Here is a 20,995-nt window from a genome sequence, read left to right as displayed (position 1 = left end):
CTGAAGGACGGCGGCAAACAACAGTTAGCGGAGGATATGGCCAAGAAGGACGGGGTCATTGAGATCGAGGGCGTTGTGACTGAGGCGCTGCCCAATGCGATGTTTCGTGTTGAGCTCACCAATAAGCACGTCGTTCTCGCACACATCTCTGGGAAGATGCGACAGCACTACATTCGAATCCTCCCCGAGGACCGGGTAGTGGTTGAGCTGAGCCCATACGACCTCACACGTGGTCGTATCGTCTACCGCTACAAGTAAATTGCTGGGCGGCCTGGCAACAGTGCCTAAGCCGCTCCAGCAGATCAACTGCAAAACACGCAAAGGAACGCCATGAAGGTCAAGCCGAGCGTCAAGCAGATCTGCGACAAGTGCAAAGTGATCCGCCGTAACGGCCGGGTCATGGTGATCTGCGAGAACCCGCGCCACAAGCAGCGCCAGGGCTAATTCCCCTTCCGGGAATCAGCGCCCGCAAGGGCAAACCTGGGTTGCTAGCCCACGCAAGTAAATAAAGGCAGCACAAGCTGTGCCAGGACTGCATTACAGAGCCTGGTCAGCGAACCCCCGGTCGGAGGCTGGGGCCACACGGAACGTGTGGGTGTACTGCCTACGACCTCCGGTTTATTCAAGGAGTACCGCCACTATGGCTCGTCTCGCTGGCGTAGACATTCCCCGCGAAAAGCGGTTGGAAATTGCGCTTACTTACATCTACGGCGTGGGCAAGACCCGTGCACACGAAACCCTGGCTGCCACTGGCATCAGCGCCGACGTTCGCGTCAAGGACCTGACTGACGCCGAACTGGTTCAGCTGCGTGACTACATTGAAGGCAACTACAAGGTTGAGGGTGACCTTCGCCGCGAGGTAGCCGCTGACATCCGCCGCAAGGTAGAGATCGGCAGCTACGAAGGCCTGCGCCACCGCAAGGGCCTGCCCGTACGCGGACAGCGTACGAAGACCAACGCTCGTACCCGTAAGGGCCCGAAGCGCACCGTCGCCGGCAAGAAGAAGGCCGGACGTTAATCCCTCGGGATTGATCCGGTTTTCCCCCGATAACTTTCTGTAGGAGAAACAATGCCCCCGAAGACTCGTGGAGCGGTTCGTAAGCCGCGTCGCAAGGATAAGAAGAATATTGCGCTTGGCCAGGCGCACATCAAGAGCACCTTTAACAACACCATCGTGTCCATCACGGACCCGAACGGTGCTGTCATCTCATGGGCTTCCGCCGGTGAGGTTGGCTTCAAGGGCTCCCGTAAGTCCACTCCCTTCGCCGCCCAGATGGCTGCTGAAGCCGCTGCAAAGCGCGCTCAGGAGCACGGTCTGCGCAAGGTTGACGTATTCGTCAAGGGCCCGGGATCCGGACGCGAAACCGCAATCCGTTCGCTTCAGGCCGCTGGCCTCGAGGTTGGCTCCATCCAGGACGTCACCCCCAGCGCCCACAACGGTTGCCGCCCGCCGAAGCGCCGCCGCGTCTAATTAGGTCTTCCCTGCCTGACTGGCCGGGCCTGCTGTGGAGAGTTTCGACCCTCCATAAGCATGGCCCGGCTGGTCAGGCTGGAAACCGAAGCCGATTTCCACCACCTGTGTTGCGTCATATAGCGGATGCTCGCCGAAAGGAAACCTAAGTGCTCATTGCACAGCGCCCCACCCTGTCTGAAGAAGTTGTATCCGAGAACCGCTCCCGTTTCATCATTGAACCGCTGGAGCCGGGCTTCGGCTACACCCTCGGAAACTCCCTCCGCCGTACCCTGCTCTCCTCCATCCCCGGTGCCGCTGTAACCAGCATCCGGATCGATGGCGTGCTGCACGAGTTCACCACGGTTCCGGGTGTCAAGGAAGATGTCACCGAGATCATCCTGAACATCAAGAGCCTTTCGGTTTCCTCCGAGCACGATGAGCCGGTTGTTGCTTACCTGCGCAAGCAGGGCCCCGGAGTCGTCACGGCCGCGGACATCGCTCCGCCGGCCGGCGTCGAATTCCACAACCCGGATCTGCACATTGCCACACTGAACTCGAAGGGCAAGTTCGAACTCGAACTGACCATCGAGCGCGGCCGTGGCTACGTTTCGGCAGCTCAGAACAAGTCCGGCGACTCCGAGATCGGCCGTATTCCGGTTGACTCGATCTACTCGCCGGTCTTGAAGGTAACTTTCCGCGTGGAAGCTACCCGTGTTGAGCAGCGCACCGACTTCGACAAGCTCATTGTCGACGTCGAGACCAAGCAGGCTATCGCCCCGCGCGATGCTGTTGCTTCCGCAGGCACCACCTTGGTGGAACTGTTCGGTCTGGCTCGTGAGCTGAACACCGCAGCTGAAGGTATCGAGATTGGCCCGTCGCCGACGGACGCTGCCCTGGCAGCTGACATGGCTCTGCCGATCGAGGATCTGGACCTCACCGTCCGTTCCTACAACTGCCTCAAGCGTGAGGGCATCCACACCGTGGGTGAACTCGTTGCCCGCTCCGAGGCTGACCTGATGGACATTCGTAACTTCGGTGCGAAGTCCATTGACGAGGTCAAGGCAAAGCTCGTCGAACTGGGTCTGTCCCTCAAGGACTCCCCTCCCGGTTTCGATCTCGCAGCCCGCGCCGCAGCCATCGAAGAGGACGACGCCGCGTTCAGCGACGACGAGCTCTAAACAGCAGATCTTGGCCGCCGGGTCCAGCGATGGACCTGACCGGCTTACACAACAGGAGAAATAACTATGCCTACCCCCACTAAGGGTCCGCGCCTCGGAGGCGGCCCGGCTCACGAGCGCCTGATGCTCGCGAACCTGGCAGCTGCTCTGTTTGAGCACAAGCGCATCACCACCACGGTCACCAAGGCCAAGCGCCTTAAGCCGTACGCAGAGCGTCTGGTCACCTTCGCCAAGCGTGGCGACCTCGCTTCCCGTCGCCGCGTTCTCGGCCTGATCAGCGACAAGGGCGTTGTCCACGAGCTGTTCACCGACATCGCCGGCGCCGTTGCCAACCGCGATGGTGGCTACACCCGCATCACCAAGATCGGCAACCGCAAGGGCGACAACGCTCCCATGGCTGTCATCGAGCTCGTTCTCGAGCCGGTTTCCGCGAAGCAGGCCGTTGTTGCTGAAGCAACTTCTGCCGCTGCCAAGGCTGCTCCGGCTGCCGAGGAAGAGGTCGTTGAGACCGAAGCTGTAGAAGCAGAAGCTGCTGAGACGGAAGAGGCTCCGGCCGCTGAAGCCGACGCTGCTGAAGCTGAAGCTGCTGAAACCGAAGAGGCTCCGGCCGCTGAGGACAAGAAGTAATTCACTGAATTCTTCGCAGTAGACTTAAGTCTATGAACGAACGAAAACCCGCTGCCCCCGTTTTGGGGGGCGGCGGGTTTTTGCGTGTGCGGCTTGATCTCTCATACGACGGCGGACCCTTCAACGGGTGGGCGCTGCAGCCCGGGCTTCGTACTGTCCAGGGCTCTCTTGAGGAAGCGCTGGCTCTCCTGCTCCAACGGCCGGTGCGTGTCACGGTGGCCGGCAGGACTGACGCCGGTGTCCACGCCCGCGGCCAGGTTGTTCACCTGGACCTCACCGAAGCCGAGTGGCTGTCACTGCCGCGCGGACACGAACTCGATCCCGCCGTCGCGCTGTTGCGACGTCTCCGCGGTGCTTTGAGCCGGATCCTCGGTGACCTCACCGGTGCCGTGGAAGTGCACGACGCCGGTCTGGCGCCGGAAGGATTCGACGCCCGCTTTTCAGCGTTGTGGCGCAGGTACAGCTACCGCATTGCCGACGGTCCCGAACGGTGGGATCCCCTTCTGCGGGGCATCACCCTGTGGCACAAAGCGCCCCTGGATGTGTCGCTCATGAACCACGGTGTCCTGGCCTTGCTGGGGCTGCAGGATTTCCGTTCTTACTGCAAGCCGCGCGAGGGTGCCACCACCATTCGTGAGCTGCAGAAGTTCTCCTTTTCCCGGGGAAGCGACGGTGTCATTGTTGCCACCGTTCAGGCTGATGCCTTCTGCCACAACATGGTGCGGTCCTTGGTGGGATCTGCGCTGCGGGTGGGGGAGGAGTTGGAGTCCCCGGGCTGGTTGCACTCACGCCTCCTGGAACGAAAGCGGGATGCCAAGTCCGTGCTCGCTGCACCGCATCCTTTGGTGCTGGAGGAAGTTGCCTATCCGTCGGATGCCGAGATGCTGGCCCGGGCTGAGCTGACGCGGGCGCGGCGGGCGTAGCATCCTTTCTTGCTTTGGCGCTTTCCCGGAACGTTGGAGGACCCCCTCCCGGCTCTGGGTACCGGAAGGGGGCCGTTGTGGCACTCCGTGGTCTGGGATCCGCGAAGTGCCGGTCTATTTCCCGCGGATCAAGATCAGCTGAACGCCTCGGCTATCTTGATTACTGCGGGACCCAGAAGGACTATGAACAACACTGGGAAGATTGAAAACAGCAGTGGGAAAAGCACCTTGACAGGCAACTTCATCGCTTTCTCTTCAGCGTTTTGACGTCGCTTGACTCTTGCCTGCTTGGCCTGGGCCCGGAGCACATTGGCTATGCCAATGCCGTACTTGTCAGCCTGGATGACGGCAAGGACAAAGCTGCGAACGTCGGAAACAGTAGAACGCTCTGCAAGTGCTTCGTAGGCTTCCTGCCGAGGGCGTCCTACTTGGATATCTTGAAGCGTCCTCATCAGCTCATGCGCCAGCGGGCCGTCCCCATGCGCTGACGCGCGCTCCATGGCAGATTCGAAACCGAGTCCTGCCTCAACCGAGATCAGCATCTGGTCCAAGGTGTTGGGGAACTCTACTTGTATGGCCTCCTGACGTTTGAGTCCGGTGTTGTACACAAGAAGGTCGCAGATGAAATAGAGAAAGACTGTGAGGAAAATGCACAATCCGATGCTGAGCGGGCTGGGATTCGCAAGAATAAGCAGCACACCCGCGCCGGCTCCTGACACCGCGAGGATTGGCTTCAGTGCGATGAGTTTTGTCAGCGGCATGGATTTGGGGCGACCGGCCAAAGCGAGCCAGTGATCAAGCTTGGCTTCGTAGCTTCCAGGGGTCAGTTTCCGGGCGACTCCCAGAAGCAGGGGCGGACGTCGGACGTCGACTCCAGTTCCTTGCGCAAAGCCGGAACCCAAATTGCTTTGAATGGCTACGATGCCTTTCCGGTCGATCGATGCGAGGGACCAGGCGAAGTAGCCGACGGGAAGGATAATTGCTGCAATGATCAACCACGGGATAAGCGTCATGACAGTCCTCCTAGAACCTGATCTTTACAGTGCGGCTCATCCAGAAACCGCCGATGACGAAGAGGATTGCGCTGGCAACCAGCATGGCGATCCCCACAGGATGGGTGACGAAGACTGACATGTACTTGGGGTTCATCAAAGTCAGGAGTAGACCGACACCAACTGGCAAAGCCATGAGGATGTAAGCAGACATCTTTCCCTCGGCACTCAGTGCCTTGACGTGGGCCTTGATTTCACTGCGTTCCCGGATAGTACCTGCAACTTGCTCCAGGACCTCAGCAAGGTCGCCACCCACTTCCCGGTTGATCTGAATGGCCTGTCCAATCCAGCGAAAGTCCTCGGAATCCATCCGGGTGGCACATTCTTCCAAGGCTTGTCGTGGATCCTTTCCGATTCTCACTTCATTGACAATTCGGGACAGTTCTTCGGAGGTGGGTGCCTCTGCTTCTTGGGCAGCCGCCTCAAGGGAGCGCATGATACTGTGGCCCACGCGGAGGCCGCCGATGAGCATCTGGATGGTGTCCGTCAGTTGTGCATCGAACTTCGATCGGCGCTTGTCTGTCTTGACTACCAATACGAGTTTTGCCACGAACGGAGTAGACAGCGCCATCAGGATTCCGATGATCACCGAGACGAGCAGCGATCCGAGGACACCTACTGCGATCGTTGCGATGGCCACCATGACCGTAAAGTCAGCTGGTGCCTGCTTCACGCCTGCTTGGTAGAGGATCTCCCGGTTGAAGGGGCCGCCCGAGCGACCAATTGCCGTGTCGACAAAGTGGACGGCGGATTGCGAGACTTTTCCGACTGCAGAGTCATCGGTTGAGGCACCAAGCCTGCGGCGTTCAAGGGGAATGGCTCCATTTTTCGGTTTCAAGACAATCAAGACCAAGACCGCAATAGCGGCAAAACACAGCCCTATGGCGACCACGAAGAGCACGGGGGAGTCCATGGTTACCGCCTTCCCAGGGGTGCAGGAGCTACGCCGAAAACTGATGGGGGAACTGCAATTCCCAACTCAGTGAAGCGGTCGAGGAATCGTGGTCGGATGCCGGTCGGAAGAGCGCGACCCAGAAAACGGCCTTGAGCATCAATTCCTGCAGAGTAGTCGAACAGAAAAGCATCCTGCAGGGTCACGACGTCGCCCTCCATGCCTTGCACCTCGGTAACATGCGTGACACGACGTGTTCCGTCGCGCAGCCGGGTGATTTGGACGATCAGATCCACAGCAGAGGAAACCTGCTCGCGAATGGCCCTGAGAGGTAGGTCCATACCAGCCATCAGCACCAGGGTCTCCAGACGAGCGATCGCATCGCGGGGAGAATTGGCGTGCACCGTGGAAAGCGACCCGTCATGGCCGGTATTCATGGCCTGCAACATGTCCAATGACTCACCCCCGCGCACCTCACCTACGATGATCCGGTCAGGCCTCATGCGGAGTGAGTTTCGAACGAGATCGCGGATGGTGATGGCACCCTTGCCCTCGATATTGGGGGGACGGCTTTCCAAGCGCACCACGTGGTCTTGCTGTAGTTGAAGTTCTACCGCATCTTCAATGGTGACGATGCGGTCAGAGGCGGGGATGAAGGAGGACAAAACGTTGAGGAGGGTCGTTTTGCCTGTGCCGGTTCCGCCGGACACAATGACGTTGAGCCGGGCCCGAACACAGGCGCTCAGTAACTCCGCCATTTCCTGGCTCATGGACCCCCACTCGATCAGGTTCGCCACAGTGAGAGGAACATGGCTGAATTTCCTAATGGTCAGCGAGGGGCCGTTGACTGCCAGGGGAGGAATAATGGCATTGACACGGGATCCGTCTTCCAGCCGGGCATCCACCAAGGGAGATGATTCATCGATGCGGCGTCCCACCTTGGAAACGATCCGTTCAATGACTTTCCTCAGGTGATCATCCGAACTGAACTGCAGTTCGGTCAGGGCAAGATGACCGTGACGCTCCACATAAATCTGATCAAAGCGATTCACCATGACTTCAGTGACTGAGGGGTCCTCCAGCAGGCGTTGGAGCGGCCCATAGCCCATCACTTCGTCCGAAATCTCACGGATCAACCTACGGCGTTCCTCGGGAGACAGCGGGACTTGTTCATCATCAATGACCGCTGACAGTTCATCCACTGCGAAAGACCGGAGGTCCTCTTCGGAGGAAGACGTATCCCCGATCCTTGACCCCATTCGAGTAAAAAGTGCCGAAGCAGCGCGTTGCTTCAGCCCCGAAAGGGCGTCGACAACGGGAACTGAGGGAGCGCCGCCCAGCATCGGAACGGAGGGCCCTGGCACTGCAGGACCCGATGCAGCCTCATAATTACCCGCCACCGCTTGTCCGGACGATGCTTCGATGGTCTCGTTGACAGCAAAAGGATTGTTCTTCGAAAGCCGCTCCGAGAGTTTCATGACACCACCACTCTCCGGTGCAGTTTGTTCTGAGGTGTGGATTCCAGGCGCGGGTCAAAACGCTGAACCAGCTTCCGTAGTCCCTTGATGGCCGCGTCCCTGGCAGTCCCTTGAAGTACAGGAATTCCCCGGTTCGTGGAATAGGGGAGCGTGCGGGACCTGGGAATCACCGTGTCAATGGGAACCCCGATGGTAGCTTCGACATCCTGAACGGAAAGACCGCTCTTCCGGTCCGCGAAATTCAAGACGGTATGCCGGCCTTGTGGCAATAGCTGAAGTTCCTTCAGAACGCTGAAGCACTTTCTCAGACCCCTTATGCTGGGCACGTCCATCCCACACACCCATACTCCGTCGGTGGCCAACTCCAGGGTGGCGAGGCAATGCTCGCCAAGGCCTGGTGCAGTGTCCACCACGACGTACTTGAACTCGGTGGCAAGCTGGTTGATGAGCCGGGTTACATGTTCGGCGGTGATGTAGTCCGAATCGGACGGCTTTTGCGGGGCGCAGAGGGCATAGATTCCAGCCGGGTGGACTGTTAGGAATGCTTTGAGCACCATGGAGTCCTGAGCTGCAGCCCCGTGGACTGCCTCGGTGATTGAATGCTCCGGTTCCAACAGCAGACCCGAGGCGACGTCGCCGAACTGCAAATCGAGATCTACGATCACTACGCTCATCGGCGCGAGTGTTCCCAACCCAATTGCGAGATTGGTGGCCACCGTCGTCTTTCCGACGCCACCTTTCGGTGACATGACGGCAATGACCCTTCCTCGTTCCTGTCCGGATTCGGCGGCAGGCTGCATCCCTCGTCTCCGGCTCGCGGATGCCAAGCAAGCGCGCTCCATGAGGACGCGGAGTTCATTGACCTCAGCTTCCGGCGCAACCACGTCCCTGACCCCGGCGTGCATGGCCTTAAGCACAATGTCGGCACTGGGTTCGGCCACCATCAGGAGGCTGATCTCCGGGTATTGGAGGTCGATCACTGTGGCCAGCTTGAAAGCATCGTCAGGGTTGACGCCTGGGCCAAGGATCATGACTTCAGGAGGAGCACCTGTGAGCTGCTTGAAGATCTCGTCGGTGCCGGATTGGAGGACCGTCGGAGACAGCGTTTGCAGCTCTCCGTGCAGTGCGCCACTGATGGCTTGCCGTACGCGTCCTTCAAAATCACGGACGGCGGTGATGGCTACGAAGCGGCTCATTGGACCAGCCCTCCAAAGGTGGTGGTGGGAGGATCGCTCTTGACAGTCTTGTCAGTCTGCTTGGAGAGCCATAGGGTGCCAAATTCGGCGCCAAACACCATCTTTGTGGCGTCGGCATCGCTGAGGGCGACAGTGACGTAGGCGGAGCCGTTGGGAAGTGCCACACCCTTGTCGGTTCCTGCTGATTTCTCTGCATCAGGTGCCGCTTGCTGGACGGCAGTGACCAAAACGTCGTGATAAAGCAGTTCTGTGAAATCTTTCCAACCGGTCAAGCCTGCAGGAAGGTTTGCTCCTGCAGGAACAGCTTCATCCAATTTGAAAGAGGCAAACACGGTGACGGCGTCGCCAGCCTCAATCCGGCCACCCAGGATTCGTTCGGGTGCAAGAACAAATGTTGCTTCCTGCAAGCCTTCGGGGACTGGTACTGTGCCTGGCGCGAGCTCTTTGGGATCCACCAGTTTGACGCCCAGTAGTTGTTCCCCGGGCTGTAGATCCGCGGAGGTTACTTTGCCCTTCTGATCATTGAGGGCGCTGATGGTGCCGGGTGCGACTGCCGACTGCGGCAAGGTCTCGGTCTTGACCTTGGCCTGCAGTTCCTCTGCCTTGGTGCCGGCAGGGATGCGTTCTTTGACTACAAGTACGGTGACGGGATCAAGCCCTTGCTGCGCTCGCTTGTCGGCTCCCTGTACATAGGTAACCAGCAAAACGGTGCCTATGACTGCCAAAAGCAGTGCTGCAATGCCTCCCAGTAGGCGTGTTTTCACTTCTACTCCTCTGATTCTTTCGGATTCCAGAACAGCGGCATTTCAGCCGGCTATTCAGTGAGCGTGACAACAGAGGCCCCGTAATTCGGGGTTCCCTCGGTAGCCTGCATGCCCTCTTCGAGCGAGACGAAGCGGGAGAAATACCCTTGGAGTCCTCGGCAATTTCCGTTGCAGCTTGGAGCAAGGGGATCGACAACGGCCCCAGAGCCGCTGAACTTGTAACCGGTCACCTGGAATGCCGCGAACCCGATCAAGGTGTACTTCGCATTGCTTCCATTGCCGGTTGCTGTGTTGAAAAGGGGGATGAGGGCGGGCTCATCCATGATGTTGGACAAGGCTGCATTGCAGCCTGCCGCATTCGGGAAATGGTTTCCTGTTTGACCATTGACTGTCATATCAAGATCGATGTCTGTGGAACATCCGGAAGTGGTCACCAACCAACCAAAGCCGCCGGGCTGGTACCCATTTTGGGCCGCGCACCCCGGCACGGTCGGAGCGTTCTCGTCATAGCGGAGGAGGATATGAGTAGGCACAGGATCGCCGGTGAAAGTGCCGGTGGAATTCAGCGATGCCAGTTGTGTTGGTGAGAGGTATTTCTTGAAAACACACTCGCTGACCGTCCACGGAAGAGTACTCGCAGAGGATGGAGCGCCCCAGGATGCTTCGGCTGCGGCATCAACATTTGCGGTGTTGAAGCCCATGGCCCGTGCGAAGAACAACGAGAAGCTGTTTTCCCCCGCTGTGTCGCGGGCGTTGGTGACCACCCGCACGGTGGCCGCGGCTGGAAAAGTTACGACAGCACCGCTGGTGTTGTCGTTGGAGTTGTCGTTGGCGAACTGGTTTCCCGTAGATGTGCTGCTTCCACAGCTGCCGCCGGCGCAGTCAGTGGCGATGGCCAGGGCGGCAGCGTCAGCCCCGTTCTGGAGCTGTGCCTTCTCCGCATAGAGGGCTCCGACGTCGACGGCCAGAGCGGCAAAGCCAAGCAGGACCACCATCATGCCGGCGACCATTATTGTGGCTGCGCCACGCTCTGAATCTTCCGCTGCTGTTATTGCCCGGATCCGGCGACTCATTCCTGCTAACCACCGCATCTCATCACCCCTACCCCTGTCATGTTGAGCGGAAAGATACCTGGAGCGCCAAAGAAACCTGAGTCGAGGAATCCTGACATGGAGGGCAACGAGACACTGGTAGTCACCGTGACCGTGGAGCCAGGAGCGCAGCTTGATGCGTTGTCGCTGACCGACACGCCCAGACCATCGAGGGAAGGTGCGGACGAGAGGGCCGTTCCTGCGACGTCCAATGCTCCGTCCTGGTAATGAACGGCTGCGAAGCGGGCACCCTCACGAGCAGCTTGAGTGAGTGAAACCTGGACGTTCAATGCCCGACCGAACTCGATGACCCCGATCAAGATCAGCAGTAGGAGCGGCAAGATGATTGCCATTTCCACGGCTACTGCGCCGCGTTCTTTCTCTTTCGTTTTCACGAGCGTCTCCCAGGCCCAGAATCGCGGAAGCAAATGTGGCATTAAAGAGGAGGATTGACTGCGCCGGCGACTGGATCGCCAGCGCAGCCAAAGCTCAACCTAGAGTTGGCCGGCAACGCCGATGAAGAGATCGCGGATGGCGGGGCCCAAAATCAGAAGGCCGGCGATCACGACAATTGCGATCAAGGAGACCATGAGGCCGTATTCAACCATCGTCGCTCCCTTCTCATCCTTGGTGAAGCGGTCCTTGACGCCGGCAATGTACGAGGTAATGGTGAACATAAAAGCAGACATTGGAATTTCCTTCCCAGAAAAAATATTTGCGAATTGGGTTATAGGTCCAGCAAATTATCGGAATTTGCTTCGACTCCCGGACTACCCCCATGTTTCCTTTAGCGGTCCGGAATTCGATGAGATAAGAATTCACCCTGGGAAGCAGCTGCGACAATGCGTAGCCGTACTCGACTTGGGGGAGTGGGCGCTACTCGCCGGTGCGAGCCGAGGGCAGGAAGTACTCAGTTTCCGATGGAAAAGGGGTCGAAACTACTTGGTTTCGAAAGCCGCCTTATTAATTGGGTGACCCGTTGCCGGGGAGGTAAGGGCGTACTAAGCCCGGCTAATTCGTGAACAGGGCAACGCTGAGGGCGGCGATGACCATTGCCGGGCCATGGGCTGATTCTGTGGGTTTTTCCGCGCGTCGCAGGCGCAACATCAGCACCGTGAGCACCCCGCCCACCACAAATCCCAGTAGTCCCCCGAAGAGTACTTGCTTCCAACCCAAGTACCCCAAGTACAGTCCCAGGGGTGCTGCGAGCTTCACATCGCCCATTCCGATGCTTCCCGGCGAAATAAGTCCAAGAATGAGGTAGCCCGCGAACAAAATGGCACCGCCGGCGAGGGCGCGCAACAGCTCCGGCCATCCCGGAGCAAGCGCTGCGGATGCCGCCAGGAGCAGCAGGCCGCCTCCCAGGAGGATCACAATGAGGGTGTTGGGCAACAGGTGAAGGGCGAAGTCGATCCGCGAAAGCTGCACGCCAAGTAATGCCAACAAAAGAAATGCCGGCAATTCCCATGACACGCCGAACCGCCACGCGAGCAAGCCAAACAGCAGCGAGGTGACAGCCGCCGTCGTGATCCGGACCTTGAGGGACGGGAGTCCACCGAGGCGCGGCAGGCGCAGCGAGATGAGCCACTCGGCCGCTGGGCTCAGGAGGAAGCCGGTGAGGGCGATAATGAGTGGAAAGGCGGCCCCGTCGGTCATGTGCTCTCCCTCAATCAGTGCGCGGCCCCCAGGGGCGGTTACCCCATTTTGACCCGGACGCCCCGTTGAAGGTATTGTTTAGAGTCGTTGTGCGTGTCCTATCTCGATGACACATGCCTTATGGGGGATCCAGTTGCAGGATCGCTAACTCCTGAGGCATTTCGAGATCCTGGGATGACTGGTACATAGAGCCCTCACCTCTGCTCCGGTAGCGCATACATAGTAGGTACACGCCTTATTGCGTGTCGCCTAAAACATGAACGCCAGAACAAGAACGAGGCAAAACCGTGCGTACGTACACCCCGAAGCCCGGCGATATCAACCGCCAGTGGCACGTCATTGACGCCACCGACGTTGTCCTTGGTCGTCTTGCCAGCCAGACCGCAACACTGCTGCGCGGAAAGCACAAGCCGACCTTTGCGTCCCACATGGACATGGGCGACTTCGTCATCATCATCAACGCTGAAAAGGTTGCCCTCACCGGCGCCAAGCTGGAGCAGAAGCGCGCATACCGCCACTCCGGTTACCCGGGCGGCCTGACCTCCGTCAACTACGCCGAGCTGTTGGAATCCAACCCGGTTCGCGCTGTTGAGAAGGCCATCAAGGGCATGCTCCCCAAGAACTCCCTCGCCGCTCAGCAGCTGGGCAAGCTCAAGGTCTACGCAGGCCCCGAGCACCCCCACGCCGCTCAGCAGCCGAAGACTTTCGAAATCACCCAGGTCGCCCAGTAGTCCTGGCCACCAACTAAACTTTTTATTACAAGGAGAACCGTGGCTCAGAACGAAGAACTGACCGCCGAAGCCGTCGAGGCTGAGGAAACACTCACCAGCTACACCTCTGAAAGCACATCTGCTGAAGATGCGCCCAAGAAGGAGCGCCCGGCACTGACCGTTGCCGGCGCAGCTGTTGGCCGCCGCAAGGAAGCCGTTGCACGCGTTCGCGTTGTTCCGGGTTCCGGCAAGTGGACCATCAACGGCCGCACGCTGGACAACTACTTCCCGAACAAGCTGCACCAGCAGGATGTCAACGAGCCCTTCAAGATCCTTGATCTCGAAGGCGCTTACGACGTCATCGCCCGTATCCACGGCGGTGGCATCTCCGGCCAGGCCGGCGCACTGCGTCTCGGTGTTGCCCGCTCGTTGAACGAGATCGACGTCGACAACAACCGCGCCACCCTCAAGAAGGCCGGTTACCTGCGCCGTGACGCCCGCGTCATCGAGCGTAAGAAGGCTGGTCTCAAGAAGGCACGCAAGGCTCAGCAGTACTCCAAGCGTTAATTCGCTTCGCCCCTTCGCTGGGGTATCGAAAGCCCGTTCCGCCACTTCGGCGGAGCGGGCTTTCGCCGTTAAACACGGGCGTTGCACGTCGCGCATGTGACGCTCCGACACGCCCCTGAACTGATGGTGTCCCGGCGTCGTCTAAACTTGAGCCGATGTCTAGATTATTTGGAACAGATGGCGTGCGCGGTCTCGCGAACGGATTGCTCACCGCCGAGCTGGCTATGCAGCTCGCCCAGGCCGCCGCCGTCGTACTCGGCCATGACCGCACAACCAACGGCAAGCGGCCACGCGCCGTCGTCGCCAGGGACCCCAGAGCGAGCGGCGAGTTCCTCGCCGCCGCCGTGGAAGCCGGGCTTTCCAGCTCCGGAATCGACGTCTACGACGCCGGTGTGCTTCCCACCCCTGCGGCCGCTTACCTGGTGGCAGATCTCGACGCCGATTTCGGCGTCATGCTGTCGGCCTCCCACAACCCCGCGCCGGACAACGGCATCAAGTTCTTTGCCCGCGGCGGCCAGAAACTCCCGGACCACGTCGAAGACGCCATCGAGGCACAGCTCGGCAAAGAGCCGCAGCGCCCTGTGGGTGCCGACGTCGGACGCATCCAGCGCTTCTCCGACGCCGAAGACCGCTACATCGTGCACCTGCTTGGCACCCTGCCCAAGCGACTGGAAGGCCTGAAGGTCGTCCTGGACTGCGCCCACGGCGCAGCGAGCGGTTGTTCACCCCAGGTGTTCAAGGATGCCGGCGCGGACGTCGTAGTGATCGGCGCAGAGCCGGACGGACTGAACATCAACGAGGGCGTAGGCTCCACCCACCTGGGCCCGCTGAAGGAAGCGGTTCTCCAGCACGGCGCAGACCTTGGCGTAGCCCACGACGGCGACGCCGACCGTTGCCTCGCCGTGGACCACGAAGGCAACGAAGTGGATGGCGACCAGATCATGGCCATCCTGGCACTGGCCCTCAACGAGGCCGGAAAACTCAAGGACAGCATCCTTGTGGCGACCGTCATGAGCAACCTCGGCCTCAAGATCGCCCTCAAGAATGCCGGAATCACCATCCGCGAAACCGGAGTCGGGGACCGTTACGTCCTTGAGGAAATGCGCGAGGGCGGCTACAACCTGGGCGGCGAACAGTCCGGCCACGTGATCTTCTCCGACTACGCCACCACCGGTGATGGTGTCCTGACCGGTCTGCAGCTGGCAGCCCAGGTTGCCCTGACAGGCCGCAGCCTCAAGGAACTCGCCACCGCGATGACCAAGCTCCCGCAGCTGATGATCAACGTCAAGGGTGTGGACAAGGCCCGCGCAGGTACCGACGAAGGCGTGGCGGCTGCTGTCGCTGCAGCCGAACGTGAACTGGGCGAGACCGGCCGTGTGCTGCTCCGCCCGTCGGGTACTGAGGCTCTGGTCCGTGTCATGGTGGAAGCCGCTGACATGGAAACAGCCGAGCGCATCTGCAACAGTCTTGCCGCTGTGGTCAAGGAACGTCTGGGCGCTTCCAGCGAAATGGCTGTCTAAGAAGCCCCAACCAACTTCGGCCCGCACCTCTGCCTGGCAGGGGAGCGGGCCGAAGCCATTTAAGGGCTAAAGGTAATCCGGGGCCGCTTCGAGGCCGAAATACTCTTCGAGGGTCGCGATGCCGTGCGCGGTCATGTCAGTTGCCGCCTCCACGCCAATGTAACGCAGGTGCCATGACTCGTAGAAGTACCCGGTGATGTCATGGAACATCCATGGATAGCGGACCACGAAACCGAACTTATGGGCGTTGGCCTTCGCCCACAACGCTGCAGGTTGTTCAGCAAAGCACGGCTGGAAGCTGCAGGCCCCTCCGCCGTCGGCAATGTCGAAGGACCAGCCTGTCTGGTGTTCGGAGTGTCCAGGGCGTGCTGAGGCATGGTCCGCCGCAGCCTGGCCAGTGCTGGCAACATAGCCGCCGTAGGTGGCTACCTGGGTTGAGTAGGAGCGGTAGCCCGAAGCCAACGTCATGACGACGCCCTCGGTTGCAGCGGCCGCGAACAGCTTTTCTGCGGCAGCCGCCGTCGTGCTGTTAAGCAAGGAGGCTTCGCCGCTGACGGCGAGGCGGATGTTTGGTTGAACCAGATCGGCCGGGACAAAGTCCTGGGGGTTGAGGGGGCGGTGTTTGTTGACGATCACCCAGGGGCTGGTGGGGTCCGTCAGCGAATGCTGCGGAGCAACCGCACTGGATGGCGCGGCACTGGGCGACGGCGCAGCAGTCTCAGGCGCTGCCGTTGCCGGATCCGTGGTGGCGGCGCTGGAAGGGGCAACAGAAGGCGTAACAGCCCCACTGGCGGCGTTGGCGGCTGCGGGGGAGGGAACGGCAGTATCCGGCGTGCACGCGGACATGGCTGCCATTCCGGCGCCAGCAGCAATCAGGCCCGCAAAAACGCGCCTGCTGGGCAGCGGTTGGGGATCGGCCACCCTAGACCTTCCTCAGCAGCATGCGGCGGATGGAGTGGTCGGCGTCCTTGGTGAGAACCAGCTGGGCGCGGCCGCGGGTGGGCAGCACGTTTTCTTCAAGGTTGGGTTCGTTGATGCGCTTCCAAATGCCGCGCGCGGTGGATTCGGCGTCGTCATCGGACAGCGTGGCATAGCGGTGGAAGTAGGACTCCGGCTGTGCGAAGGCTGTAGTGCGCAGTTTCCGGAAACGGTCCACGTACCACTCCTCGATATAGGAGGTTTTGGCGTCCACGTAGATGGAGAAGTCGAAGAAGTCGCTGACAGCCAGTCCTTGTTTGCCGTCCATGCGGGGCCTGGCGGGGGCGAGGACGTTGAGCCCTTCCACGATCAGGACGTCGGGACGCCGGACCACCACTTCCTTGCCCGGCACGATGTCGTACGTTACGTGGGAATACCACGGTGCGCGGACTTCTTCGGCGCCACCTTTGACTTCCGACACAAAGCGGAGGAGCCCCCGCCGGTCATAGGACTCAGGAAAACCCTTGCGTTCAAGAAGGTGCCGGCGCTTCAGTTCGGCCAAGGGATAGAGGAAGCCATCCGTCGTGATGAGTTCCACGTTGGGGGTTCCGGGCCACCGCCGGAGCATTTCCCGGAGCACGCGGGCGATGGTGGACTTGCCGACAGCCACCGAACCGGCAACGCCGATCACGAACGGAGTGCGCTGGGTCTGTTCGCCCAGGAACGTCGTTGTTGCCGCGTGAAGCTGGTGGGAAGCCTCTACATAGAGGTGCAGAAGCCGTGAAAGTGGGAGGTAAACCTCTCTGACTTCCTTCATGTCCAGGGGGTCGCCGAGGCCGCGGAGACGGAAGATGTCCTCTTCGTTGAGGGGCTGCTCCATCTGCGCTGCGAGCCTGGACCACGTTTGACGGTCCAGCTCTACAAACGGGGAAGCGCCGTCGCCATTAGCTTCGGTGCGTTGCAAAGTCACGCTCATGATTCTGCCCTCCGCACGGCGGATCAGGAAATGCGCGACGACGGGAGGGTGAATTGTGAGGGTCGGACATCATACTGGCAAGGGGAGGAGCTGGGATGTCCCACGTCAGTTGTTTGCGCTAGCCGTTAGGCTTGTACCCATGTGTGGAATCGTAGGCTATGTTGGCAATTCGTCTCGCAAGGCAGCTGGTCACAGCGCCCTTGACGTCGTCGTGGAAGGGCTGCGTCGTCTTGAATACCGCGGCTATGACTCCGCAGGCGTCGCAGTGGTGGCTGACGGGGCAATCTCGTCCCGTAAAAAGTCCGGCAAACTGAGCAACCTGATCAGCGAACTGGAAGCAAATCCAGTACCTGAATCCCTGACCGGCATCGGCCATACCCGTTGGGCCACCCACGGCGGACCGACCGACCGCAACGCGCACCCGCACCTCTCTGACGGCGGCCGCCTTGCACTTATTCACAACGGCATCATTGAAAACTTCGCTGAGCTCAAGCAGGAACTGCTGGCCAAGGGCGTTACCTTCGAGTCCGAAACCGACACCGAAGTTGCCGCCGCGCTGGTTGGCGACATCTTCCGCACCCAACTCAATGGCGACGGCGGAAACCTCACCGAAGCGATGCGCCTGGCCTGCCAGCGACTCGAAGGCGCTTTCACCCTTCTCGCAGTCCACGCAGACCAGCCCGACGTCGTCGTTGCTGCCCGCCGCAACTCCCCGCTGGTGGTTGGCCTGGGCGACGGCGAGAACTTCCTCGGATCCGACGTCTCCGGCTTCATCGACTACACCCGTCGTGCCGTGGAACTGGGCCAGGACCAGATCGTCACCATCACCGCGGACTCCGTGGAAATCACCGACTTCTTCGGCGCTCCCGCCGAAGGCAAGGAATACCACGTTGACTGGGACCCGGCATCTGCCGAAAAGGGTGGCTTCAGCTCCTTCATGGAGAAGGAAATCCACGACCAGCCTGACGCCGTTGCGCAGACCCTCCTGGGCCGCTCGGACCTCGATGGCAAGCTGACCCTGGACGAGGTCCGCATCGATCCCGAGCTCCTCAAGCAGGTTGACAAGATCATCGTGCTCGCCTGCGGAACTGCGGCCTACGCCGGCCTGGTTGCCAAGTACGCAATCGAGAACTGGTGCCGCATCCCCACGGAGGTGGAGCTCGCCCACGAGTTCCGCTACCGCGATCCGATCGTCGACTCCAACACGCTGGTGGTTTCCATCAGCCAGTCCGGTGAGACCATGGACACGCTGATGGCCGTCCGCTACGCCCGTGAACAGGGCGCCAAGACGATCTCCATCTGCAACACCAACGGTTCAACCATCCCGCGCGAATCCGACGCCGTGCTCTACACGCACGCCGGCCCGGAAATCGCGGTGGCCTCCACCAAGGCATTCCTGGCGCAGATCACTGCCGCCTACCTGCTGGGCCTGTACCTGGCACAGCTGCGCGGCAACATCTTCTCCGGCCAGATCAAGGACGTCCTCGCGGACCTCAACAAGATCCCGGCCAAGATCCAGAAAATCCTGGACAACGCTGGGCCCCTGCGCGAGCTCGCCCGCAGCATGAAGGACGAAAAGTCCGTGCTGTTCCTGGGCCGCCACGTTGGCTACCCGGTTGCCCTCGAAGGCGCCTTGAAGCTCAAGGAAATCGCGTACATCCACGCTGAAGGCTTCGCCGCTGGTGAGCTCAAGCACGGTCCGATCGCCCTGATCGACGACGGCCAGCCGGTCTTCGTTGTGGTGCCGTCCCCGCGCGGCCGTGACTCCCTGCACTCCAAGGTGGTCAGCAACATCCAGGAAGTCCGTGCACGTGGTGCCCGTACCTTGGTGATCGCTGAAGAAGGAGACGAGTCGGTCAAGGACTACGCAGAGCACGTGTTCTACGTACCTGAGACGCCTACGCTGCTGATGCCGCTGCTCACGACGGTTCCGCTGCAGATCTTTGCTGCTGAACTGGCCGGAGCCAAGGGCTATGACGTGGATCAACCGCGTAACCTCGCCAAGAGCGTGACCGTAGAATAACGCCATGATTGTTGGCATTGGCGTAGACGTCGTAGACATCGAACGGTTCGGACGGCAACTGGAACGGACGCCCGGACTCCGGGACCGCTTGTTTGTTCCTGCCGAACGGGAGCTCAACACCCGTTCCTTGGCTGCTCGTTTTGCGGCCAAGGAAGCCGTGGCCAAGGTCTTGGGTGCTCCCGCGGGAATGAACTGGCAGGACTGCTGGATCGGTCTCGATGAGAACGGCCCTACAGTCCAGGTCAAGGGAACCGTGCTGGCAGTGGCCGAGGCCAAGGGCGTCAAACGCTGGCACCTGTCCATGAGCCACGACGGCGGCATCGCTACGGCGACTGTCCTCGCCGAGGGCTAGACGGACTCTCAACAGCAATGATCAGCGCCTTCACCGGACAACAGATCAGGGATGCGGAACAACCGCTCCTTGACGCCGGTGAGGGCGCTGTTCTTATGCACCGGGCAGCCTACGGGCTGGCCCAAGCCGTAGTGCATGAGGTCAAAACACGGCGCAAGCTGGCCGGCGCCAGCGTGACTATCTTGGCAGGCAAGGGCAACAATGGCGGCGACGGTCTCTTCGCTGCGGCCCTGCTGGCCCGCCGGGGAATGCGCACGACGGCGGTACTCGCCGCGGCAGAAGTCCACCCGGAGGCGCTGGCTGCTTTTTCAACGGCCGGCGGGAGGACCTTGTACCTCGAACCCGGGAACGCTGAAGAACTCGCGGTCCTGTGCGCCGGCGACGATGTCATCATCGATGCCCTGCTCGGTACGGGTGCGCGTGGGGGCCTGCGTGGCCCGTCAGCTGAACTGGTCGCATCCCTCCAGGAACTGCGTCCACGGTTGGTCGTGGCTTGTGATCTCCCCAGCGGCCTGGACGCCAACACCGGTGAAGTCCACTGGCCGGTGCTCGAAGCAGACGTCACGGTCACTTTTGGCGGCGTCAAAGCGGGGCTCATGACCGATCCGGGCGAGGGCTGTGCCGGGCGGGTGCGCTTGGTGGAGATCGGCATCGAAGGATCGCTGGAGTCCCAGCAACCGGAGCTCCGCCGTCTCACCTCCCAGGATGCAGGATCCGTGCTGCCTCATCCTGGGCGCAGAGCACATAAATATTCCCGGGGTGTCCTGGGCGTTGTTGCCGGTTCGGTTCGATTTGCCGGTGCTGCTGTCCTGGGTGTTCATGCCGCAGCCCTCGCCGGAGCAGGGATGGTGCGGTACGCCGGCCCTCAAACGGTGGGACAGTTGGTGCTCGCCCAAACCCCGGAAGCACTCTGGGAACCCGATGAACCCGGCCGGGTCCAGGCATGGTTGCTGGGATCGGGCGTGGATGGGGAAGAACAGTTGGAGCGCGCCAAGGACGCTGCTGCGGCTGCCCTGGCCGCTGATGTACCGGTGGTGGTGGACGCCGGTGCGCTGAGCCTCCTTCCGGAACGCTGCCCGCCCCATTGGATCCTGACGCCACACGCTGGAGAACTGGCCACCCTGCTGGACTCCCTTCCCTCCACGGGTGAGGTTGCTTTGACCCGCGATGATGTGGAGTCCCGTCCGCTGCATTTCGTTCGGCAGGCCGCCGAACAAACGGGCGCCACCGTGCTCCTGAAGGGTGCAACCACACTGGTGGCGTCGCCGTCGGGCGTTGTTTTCAGCCAAGCCGAAGGCACAGCGTGGATGGCGACCGCGGGTAGCGGCGATGTCCTGGGCGGAGTGTTGGGGGCCTTGCTGGCGCAGAGTGCGGAAACGATCAAGGACGACGACGGCGCTTACGCAGGCTTGGGACTGGACGTCGCCGACCGCTGGGCTGCTTTGGCTGCTTTGGCGGCGAGCGTCCATGGACGGGCAGGGTCAGCGGCGTCCGCGGAATTGGCTGGCGGCCCCATTACAGCGTCGGCGATCATGGCTGCGGTTCCGGGGGTCATTGGTTCGCTCAACGCGGAATGCGACCGTACAAGACCCTAAGGTTACTGTCCGTGTCATGGGTCA

General features: G+C 60.8%; 24 protein-coding genes. 13 read left to right on the top strand and 11 right to left on the bottom strand.

Features of this window, described 5'->3' with window-relative positions; genetic code table 11:
* Window positions 1–36: 36 nt before the first annotated feature.
* The 7 genes from infA to AB4Y77_RS02885 all read left to right on the top strand — a co-directional run bounded on the left by infA (window position 37) and on the right by AB4Y77_RS02885 (window position 4,181).
* Complete coding sequence (gene infA / locus AB4Y77_RS02915; RefSeq protein WP_011775571.1) at window positions 37–258, top strand: translation initiation factor IF-1; 222 nt, start codon at window positions 37–39, stop codon at window positions 256–258.
* A gap of 72 nt (window positions 259–330) precedes the next feature.
* Window positions 331–444, top strand: coding sequence for a 50S ribosomal protein L36 (rpmJ, locus tag AB4Y77_RS02910; protein WP_011775570.1), 114 nt, complete (start codon window positions 331–333; stop codon window positions 442–444).
* 196 nt (window positions 445–640) lie between these two features.
* Window positions 641–1,018: a 30S ribosomal protein S13 gene (gene rpsM / locus AB4Y77_RS02905; protein ID WP_011775569.1), complete on the top strand. Its 378-nt coding sequence runs from the start codon at window positions 641–643 to the stop codon at window positions 1,016–1,018.
* Window positions 1,019–1,069: 51 nt separating this feature from the next.
* On the top strand, window positions 1,070–1,471 hold the full coding sequence (gene rpsK / locus AB4Y77_RS02900) for a 30S ribosomal protein S11 (RefSeq protein WP_014922380.1): 402 nt from the start codon (window positions 1,070–1,072) through the stop codon (window positions 1,469–1,471).
* A gap of 149 nt (window positions 1,472–1,620) precedes the next feature.
* Entirely contained in the window at window positions 1,621–2,631 is a 1,011-nt protein-coding gene (locus AB4Y77_RS02895; RefSeq protein ID WP_136321891.1) for a DNA-directed RNA polymerase subunit alpha, read from the top strand.
* A gap of 66 nt (window positions 2,632–2,697) precedes the next feature.
* Entirely contained in the window at window positions 2,698–3,258 is a 561-nt protein-coding gene (rplQ, locus tag AB4Y77_RS02890) for a 50S ribosomal protein L17 (RefSeq protein ID WP_311213671.1), read from the top strand.
* A 32-nt stretch (window positions 3,259–3,290) separates the two neighbouring features.
* Complete coding sequence (locus AB4Y77_RS02885; RefSeq protein ID WP_442012915.1) at window positions 3,291–4,181, top strand: tRNA pseudouridine synthase A; 891 nt, start codon at window positions 3,291–3,293, stop codon at window positions 4,179–4,181.
* A 134-nt stretch (window positions 4,182–4,315) separates the two neighbouring features.
* On the opposite strand, the gene AB4Y77_RS02880 is transcribed toward AB4Y77_RS02885, so the two are convergent.
* From AB4Y77_RS02880 to AB4Y77_RS02840, 9 genes are all read right to left on the bottom strand, one after another.
* Window positions 4,316–5,194: a type II secretion system F family protein gene (locus AB4Y77_RS02880; protein ID WP_207594223.1), complete on the bottom strand. Its 879-nt coding sequence runs from the start codon at window positions 5,192–5,194 to the stop codon at window positions 4,316–4,318.
* A 10-nt stretch (window positions 5,195–5,204) separates the two neighbouring features.
* Window positions 5,205–6,146: a type II secretion system F family protein gene (locus AB4Y77_RS02875; protein ID WP_442012914.1), complete on the bottom strand. Its 942-nt coding sequence runs from the start codon at window positions 6,144–6,146 to the stop codon at window positions 5,205–5,207.
* Window positions 6,147–6,148: 2 nt separating this feature from the next.
* Window positions 6,149–7,468: a CpaF family protein gene (locus AB4Y77_RS02870; protein ID WP_442013057.1), complete on the bottom strand. Its 1,320-nt coding sequence runs from the start codon at window positions 7,466–7,468 to the stop codon at window positions 6,149–6,151.
* A 131-nt stretch (window positions 7,469–7,599) separates the two neighbouring features.
* Window positions 7,600–8,799, bottom strand: coding sequence for an AAA family ATPase (locus AB4Y77_RS02865; RefSeq protein ID WP_442012913.1), 1,200 nt, complete (start codon window positions 8,797–8,799; stop codon window positions 7,600–7,602).
* On the bottom strand, window positions 8,796–9,563 hold the full coding sequence (gene cpaB / locus AB4Y77_RS02860) for a Flp pilus assembly protein CpaB (RefSeq protein ID WP_207594220.1): 768 nt from the start codon (window positions 9,561–9,563) through the stop codon (window positions 8,796–8,798). Before cpaB ends, AB4Y77_RS02865 begins: the two co-directional genes overlap by 4 nt.
* Window positions 9,564–9,613: 50 nt before the next feature.
* On the bottom strand, window positions 9,614–10,636 hold the full coding sequence (locus AB4Y77_RS02855; protein WP_442012912.1) for a pilus assembly protein TadG-related protein: 1,023 nt from the start codon (window positions 10,634–10,636) through the stop codon (window positions 9,614–9,616).
* Window positions 10,637–10,641: 5 nt separating this feature from the next.
* Entirely contained in the window at window positions 10,642–11,049 is a 408-nt protein-coding gene (locus tag AB4Y77_RS02850; protein WP_354230545.1) for a TadE/TadG family type IV pilus assembly protein, read from the bottom strand.
* Between the two features lie 99 nt (window positions 11,050–11,148).
* Window positions 11,149–11,343: a Flp family type IVb pilin gene (locus AB4Y77_RS02845; RefSeq protein ID WP_442012911.1), complete on the bottom strand. Its 195-nt coding sequence runs from the start codon at window positions 11,341–11,343 to the stop codon at window positions 11,149–11,151.
* Window positions 11,344–11,665: 322 nt separating this feature from the next.
* Window positions 11,666–12,310, bottom strand: coding sequence for a prepilin peptidase (locus AB4Y77_RS02840; protein WP_442012910.1), 645 nt, complete (start codon window positions 12,308–12,310; stop codon window positions 11,666–11,668).
* Window positions 12,311–12,597: 287 nt separating this feature from the next.
* Between AB4Y77_RS02840 and rplM the strand changes: the two genes are divergently transcribed.
* From rplM to glmM, 3 genes are all read left to right on the top strand, one after another.
* Window positions 12,598–13,041, top strand: coding sequence for a 50S ribosomal protein L13 (rplM, locus tag AB4Y77_RS02835; protein WP_011775554.1), 444 nt, complete (start codon window positions 12,598–12,600; stop codon window positions 13,039–13,041).
* A gap of 39 nt (window positions 13,042–13,080) precedes the next feature.
* Entirely contained in the window at window positions 13,081–13,587 is a 507-nt protein-coding gene (rpsI, locus tag AB4Y77_RS02830; protein ID WP_035760464.1) for a 30S ribosomal protein S9, read from the top strand.
* Between the two features lie 155 nt (window positions 13,588–13,742).
* On the top strand, window positions 13,743–15,107 hold the full coding sequence (gene glmM, locus AB4Y77_RS02825; RefSeq protein ID WP_311213660.1) for a phosphoglucosamine mutase: 1,365 nt from the start codon (window positions 13,743–13,745) through the stop codon (window positions 15,105–15,107).
* 66 nt (window positions 15,108–15,173) lie between these two features.
* Here the strand turns inward: glmM and AB4Y77_RS02820 are convergent, their stop codons facing one another.
* Together AB4Y77_RS02820 and coaA are read right to left on the bottom strand one after the other, a co-directional pair.
* On the bottom strand, window positions 15,174–15,962 hold the full coding sequence (locus AB4Y77_RS02820; protein ID WP_442013056.1) for a M15 family metallopeptidase: 789 nt from the start codon (window positions 15,960–15,962) through the stop codon (window positions 15,174–15,176).
* Window positions 15,963–16,029: 67 nt separating this feature from the next.
* Window positions 16,030–17,001, bottom strand: a complete 972-nt coding sequence (coaA, locus tag AB4Y77_RS02815; protein WP_011775550.1) for a type I pantothenate kinase — start codon at window positions 16,999–17,001, stop codon at window positions 16,030–16,032.
* A gap of 139 nt (window positions 17,002–17,140) precedes the next feature.
* Here coaA and glmS point away from each other — a divergent pair, with 139 nt between their 5' ends.
* From glmS to AB4Y77_RS02800, 3 genes are read left to right on the top strand one after another with little or no spacing between them, the layout of a single operon-like run.
* Window positions 17,141–19,024, top strand: coding sequence for a glutamine--fructose-6-phosphate transaminase (isomerizing) (gene glmS / locus AB4Y77_RS02810; protein ID WP_311213659.1), 1,884 nt, complete (start codon window positions 17,141–17,143; stop codon window positions 19,022–19,024).
* Window positions 19,025–19,028: 4 nt separating this feature from the next.
* Window positions 19,029–19,376 (top strand): holo-ACP synthase, encoded by a 348-nt coding sequence (locus AB4Y77_RS02805; RefSeq protein ID WP_011775548.1) that lies wholly within the window; start codon window positions 19,029–19,031, stop codon window positions 19,374–19,376.
* A gap of 17 nt (window positions 19,377–19,393) precedes the next feature.
* A complete protein-coding gene (locus AB4Y77_RS02800; RefSeq protein ID WP_442012909.1) occupies window positions 19,394–20,971 on the top strand; it encodes an NAD(P)H-hydrate epimerase in 1,578 nt (525 codons plus the stop codon).
* Window positions 20,972–20,995: the final 24 nt, after the last annotated feature.

It is taken from the genome of Paenarthrobacter sp. YAF11_1, assembly GCF_052113445.1.
Classification (GTDB): domain Bacteria; phylum Actinomycetota; class Actinomycetes; order Actinomycetales; family Micrococcaceae; genus Arthrobacter.
Note: the sequence above shows the minus strand (reverse complement) of the source record. Positions and strands in the feature narration are given on the sequence as shown.

Coding starts and splice junctions, on each gene's coding strand:
- AB4Y77_RS02845 (WP_442012911.1), bottom strand. CDS start 11,343: ATGTCTGCTTTTATGTTCACCATTACCTCGTACATTGCCGGCGTCAAG.
- AB4Y77_RS02855 (WP_442012912.1), bottom strand. CDS start 10,636: ATGAGTCGCCGGATCCGGGCAATAACAGCAGCGGAAGATTCAGAGCGT.
- AB4Y77_RS02865 (WP_442012913.1), bottom strand. CDS start 8,799: ATGAGCCGCTTCGTAGCCATCACCGCCGTCCGTGATTTTGAAGGACGC.
- rpsK (WP_014922380.1), top strand. CDS start 1,070: ATGCCCCCGAAGACTCGTGGAGCGGTTCGTAAGCCGCGTCGCAAGGAT.
- infA (WP_011775571.1), top strand. CDS start 37: ATGGCCAAGAAGGACGGGGTCATTGAGATCGAGGGCGTTGTGACTGAG.
- rplQ (WP_311213671.1), top strand. CDS start 2,698: ATGCCTACCCCCACTAAGGGTCCGCGCCTCGGAGGCGGCCCGGCTCAC.
- AB4Y77_RS02820 (WP_442013056.1), bottom strand. CDS start 15,962: ATGGCAGCCATGTCCGCGTGCACGCCGGATACTGCCGTTCCCTCCCCC.
- glmS (WP_311213659.1), top strand. CDS start 17,141: ATGTGTGGAATCGTAGGCTATGTTGGCAATTCGTCTCGCAAGGCAGCT.
- coaA (WP_011775550.1), bottom strand. CDS start 17,001: ATGAGCGTGACTTTGCAACGCACCGAAGCTAATGGCGACGGCGCTTCC.
- AB4Y77_RS02800 (WP_442012909.1), top strand. CDS start 19,394: ATGATCAGCGCCTTCACCGGACAACAGATCAGGGATGCGGAACAACCG.
- AB4Y77_RS02885 (WP_442012915.1), top strand. CDS start 3,291: ATGAACGAACGAAAACCCGCTGCCCCCGTTTTGGGGGGCGGCGGGTTT.
- glmM (WP_311213660.1), top strand. CDS start 13,743: ATGTCTAGATTATTTGGAACAGATGGCGTGCGCGGTCTCGCGAACGGA.
- AB4Y77_RS02840 (WP_442012910.1), bottom strand. CDS start 12,310: ATGACCGACGGGGCCGCCTTTCCACTCATTATCGCCCTCACCGGCTTC.
- rpsM (WP_011775569.1), top strand. CDS start 641: ATGGCTCGTCTCGCTGGCGTAGACATTCCCCGCGAAAAGCGGTTGGAA.
- AB4Y77_RS02875 (WP_442012914.1), bottom strand. CDS start 6,146: ATGGACTCCCCCGTGCTCTTCGTGGTCGCCATAGGGCTGTGTTTTGCC.
- rpmJ (WP_011775570.1), top strand. CDS start 331: ATGAAGGTCAAGCCGAGCGTCAAGCAGATCTGCGACAAGTGCAAAGTG.
- AB4Y77_RS02805 (WP_011775548.1), top strand. CDS start 19,029: ATGATTGTTGGCATTGGCGTAGACGTCGTAGACATCGAACGGTTCGGA.
- AB4Y77_RS02870 (WP_442013057.1), bottom strand. CDS start 7,468: ATGCTGGGCGGCGCTCCCTCAGTTCCCGTTGTCGACGCCCTTTCGGGG.
- AB4Y77_RS02880 (WP_207594223.1), bottom strand. CDS start 5,194: ATGACGCTTATCCCGTGGTTGATCATTGCAGCAATTATCCTTCCCGTC.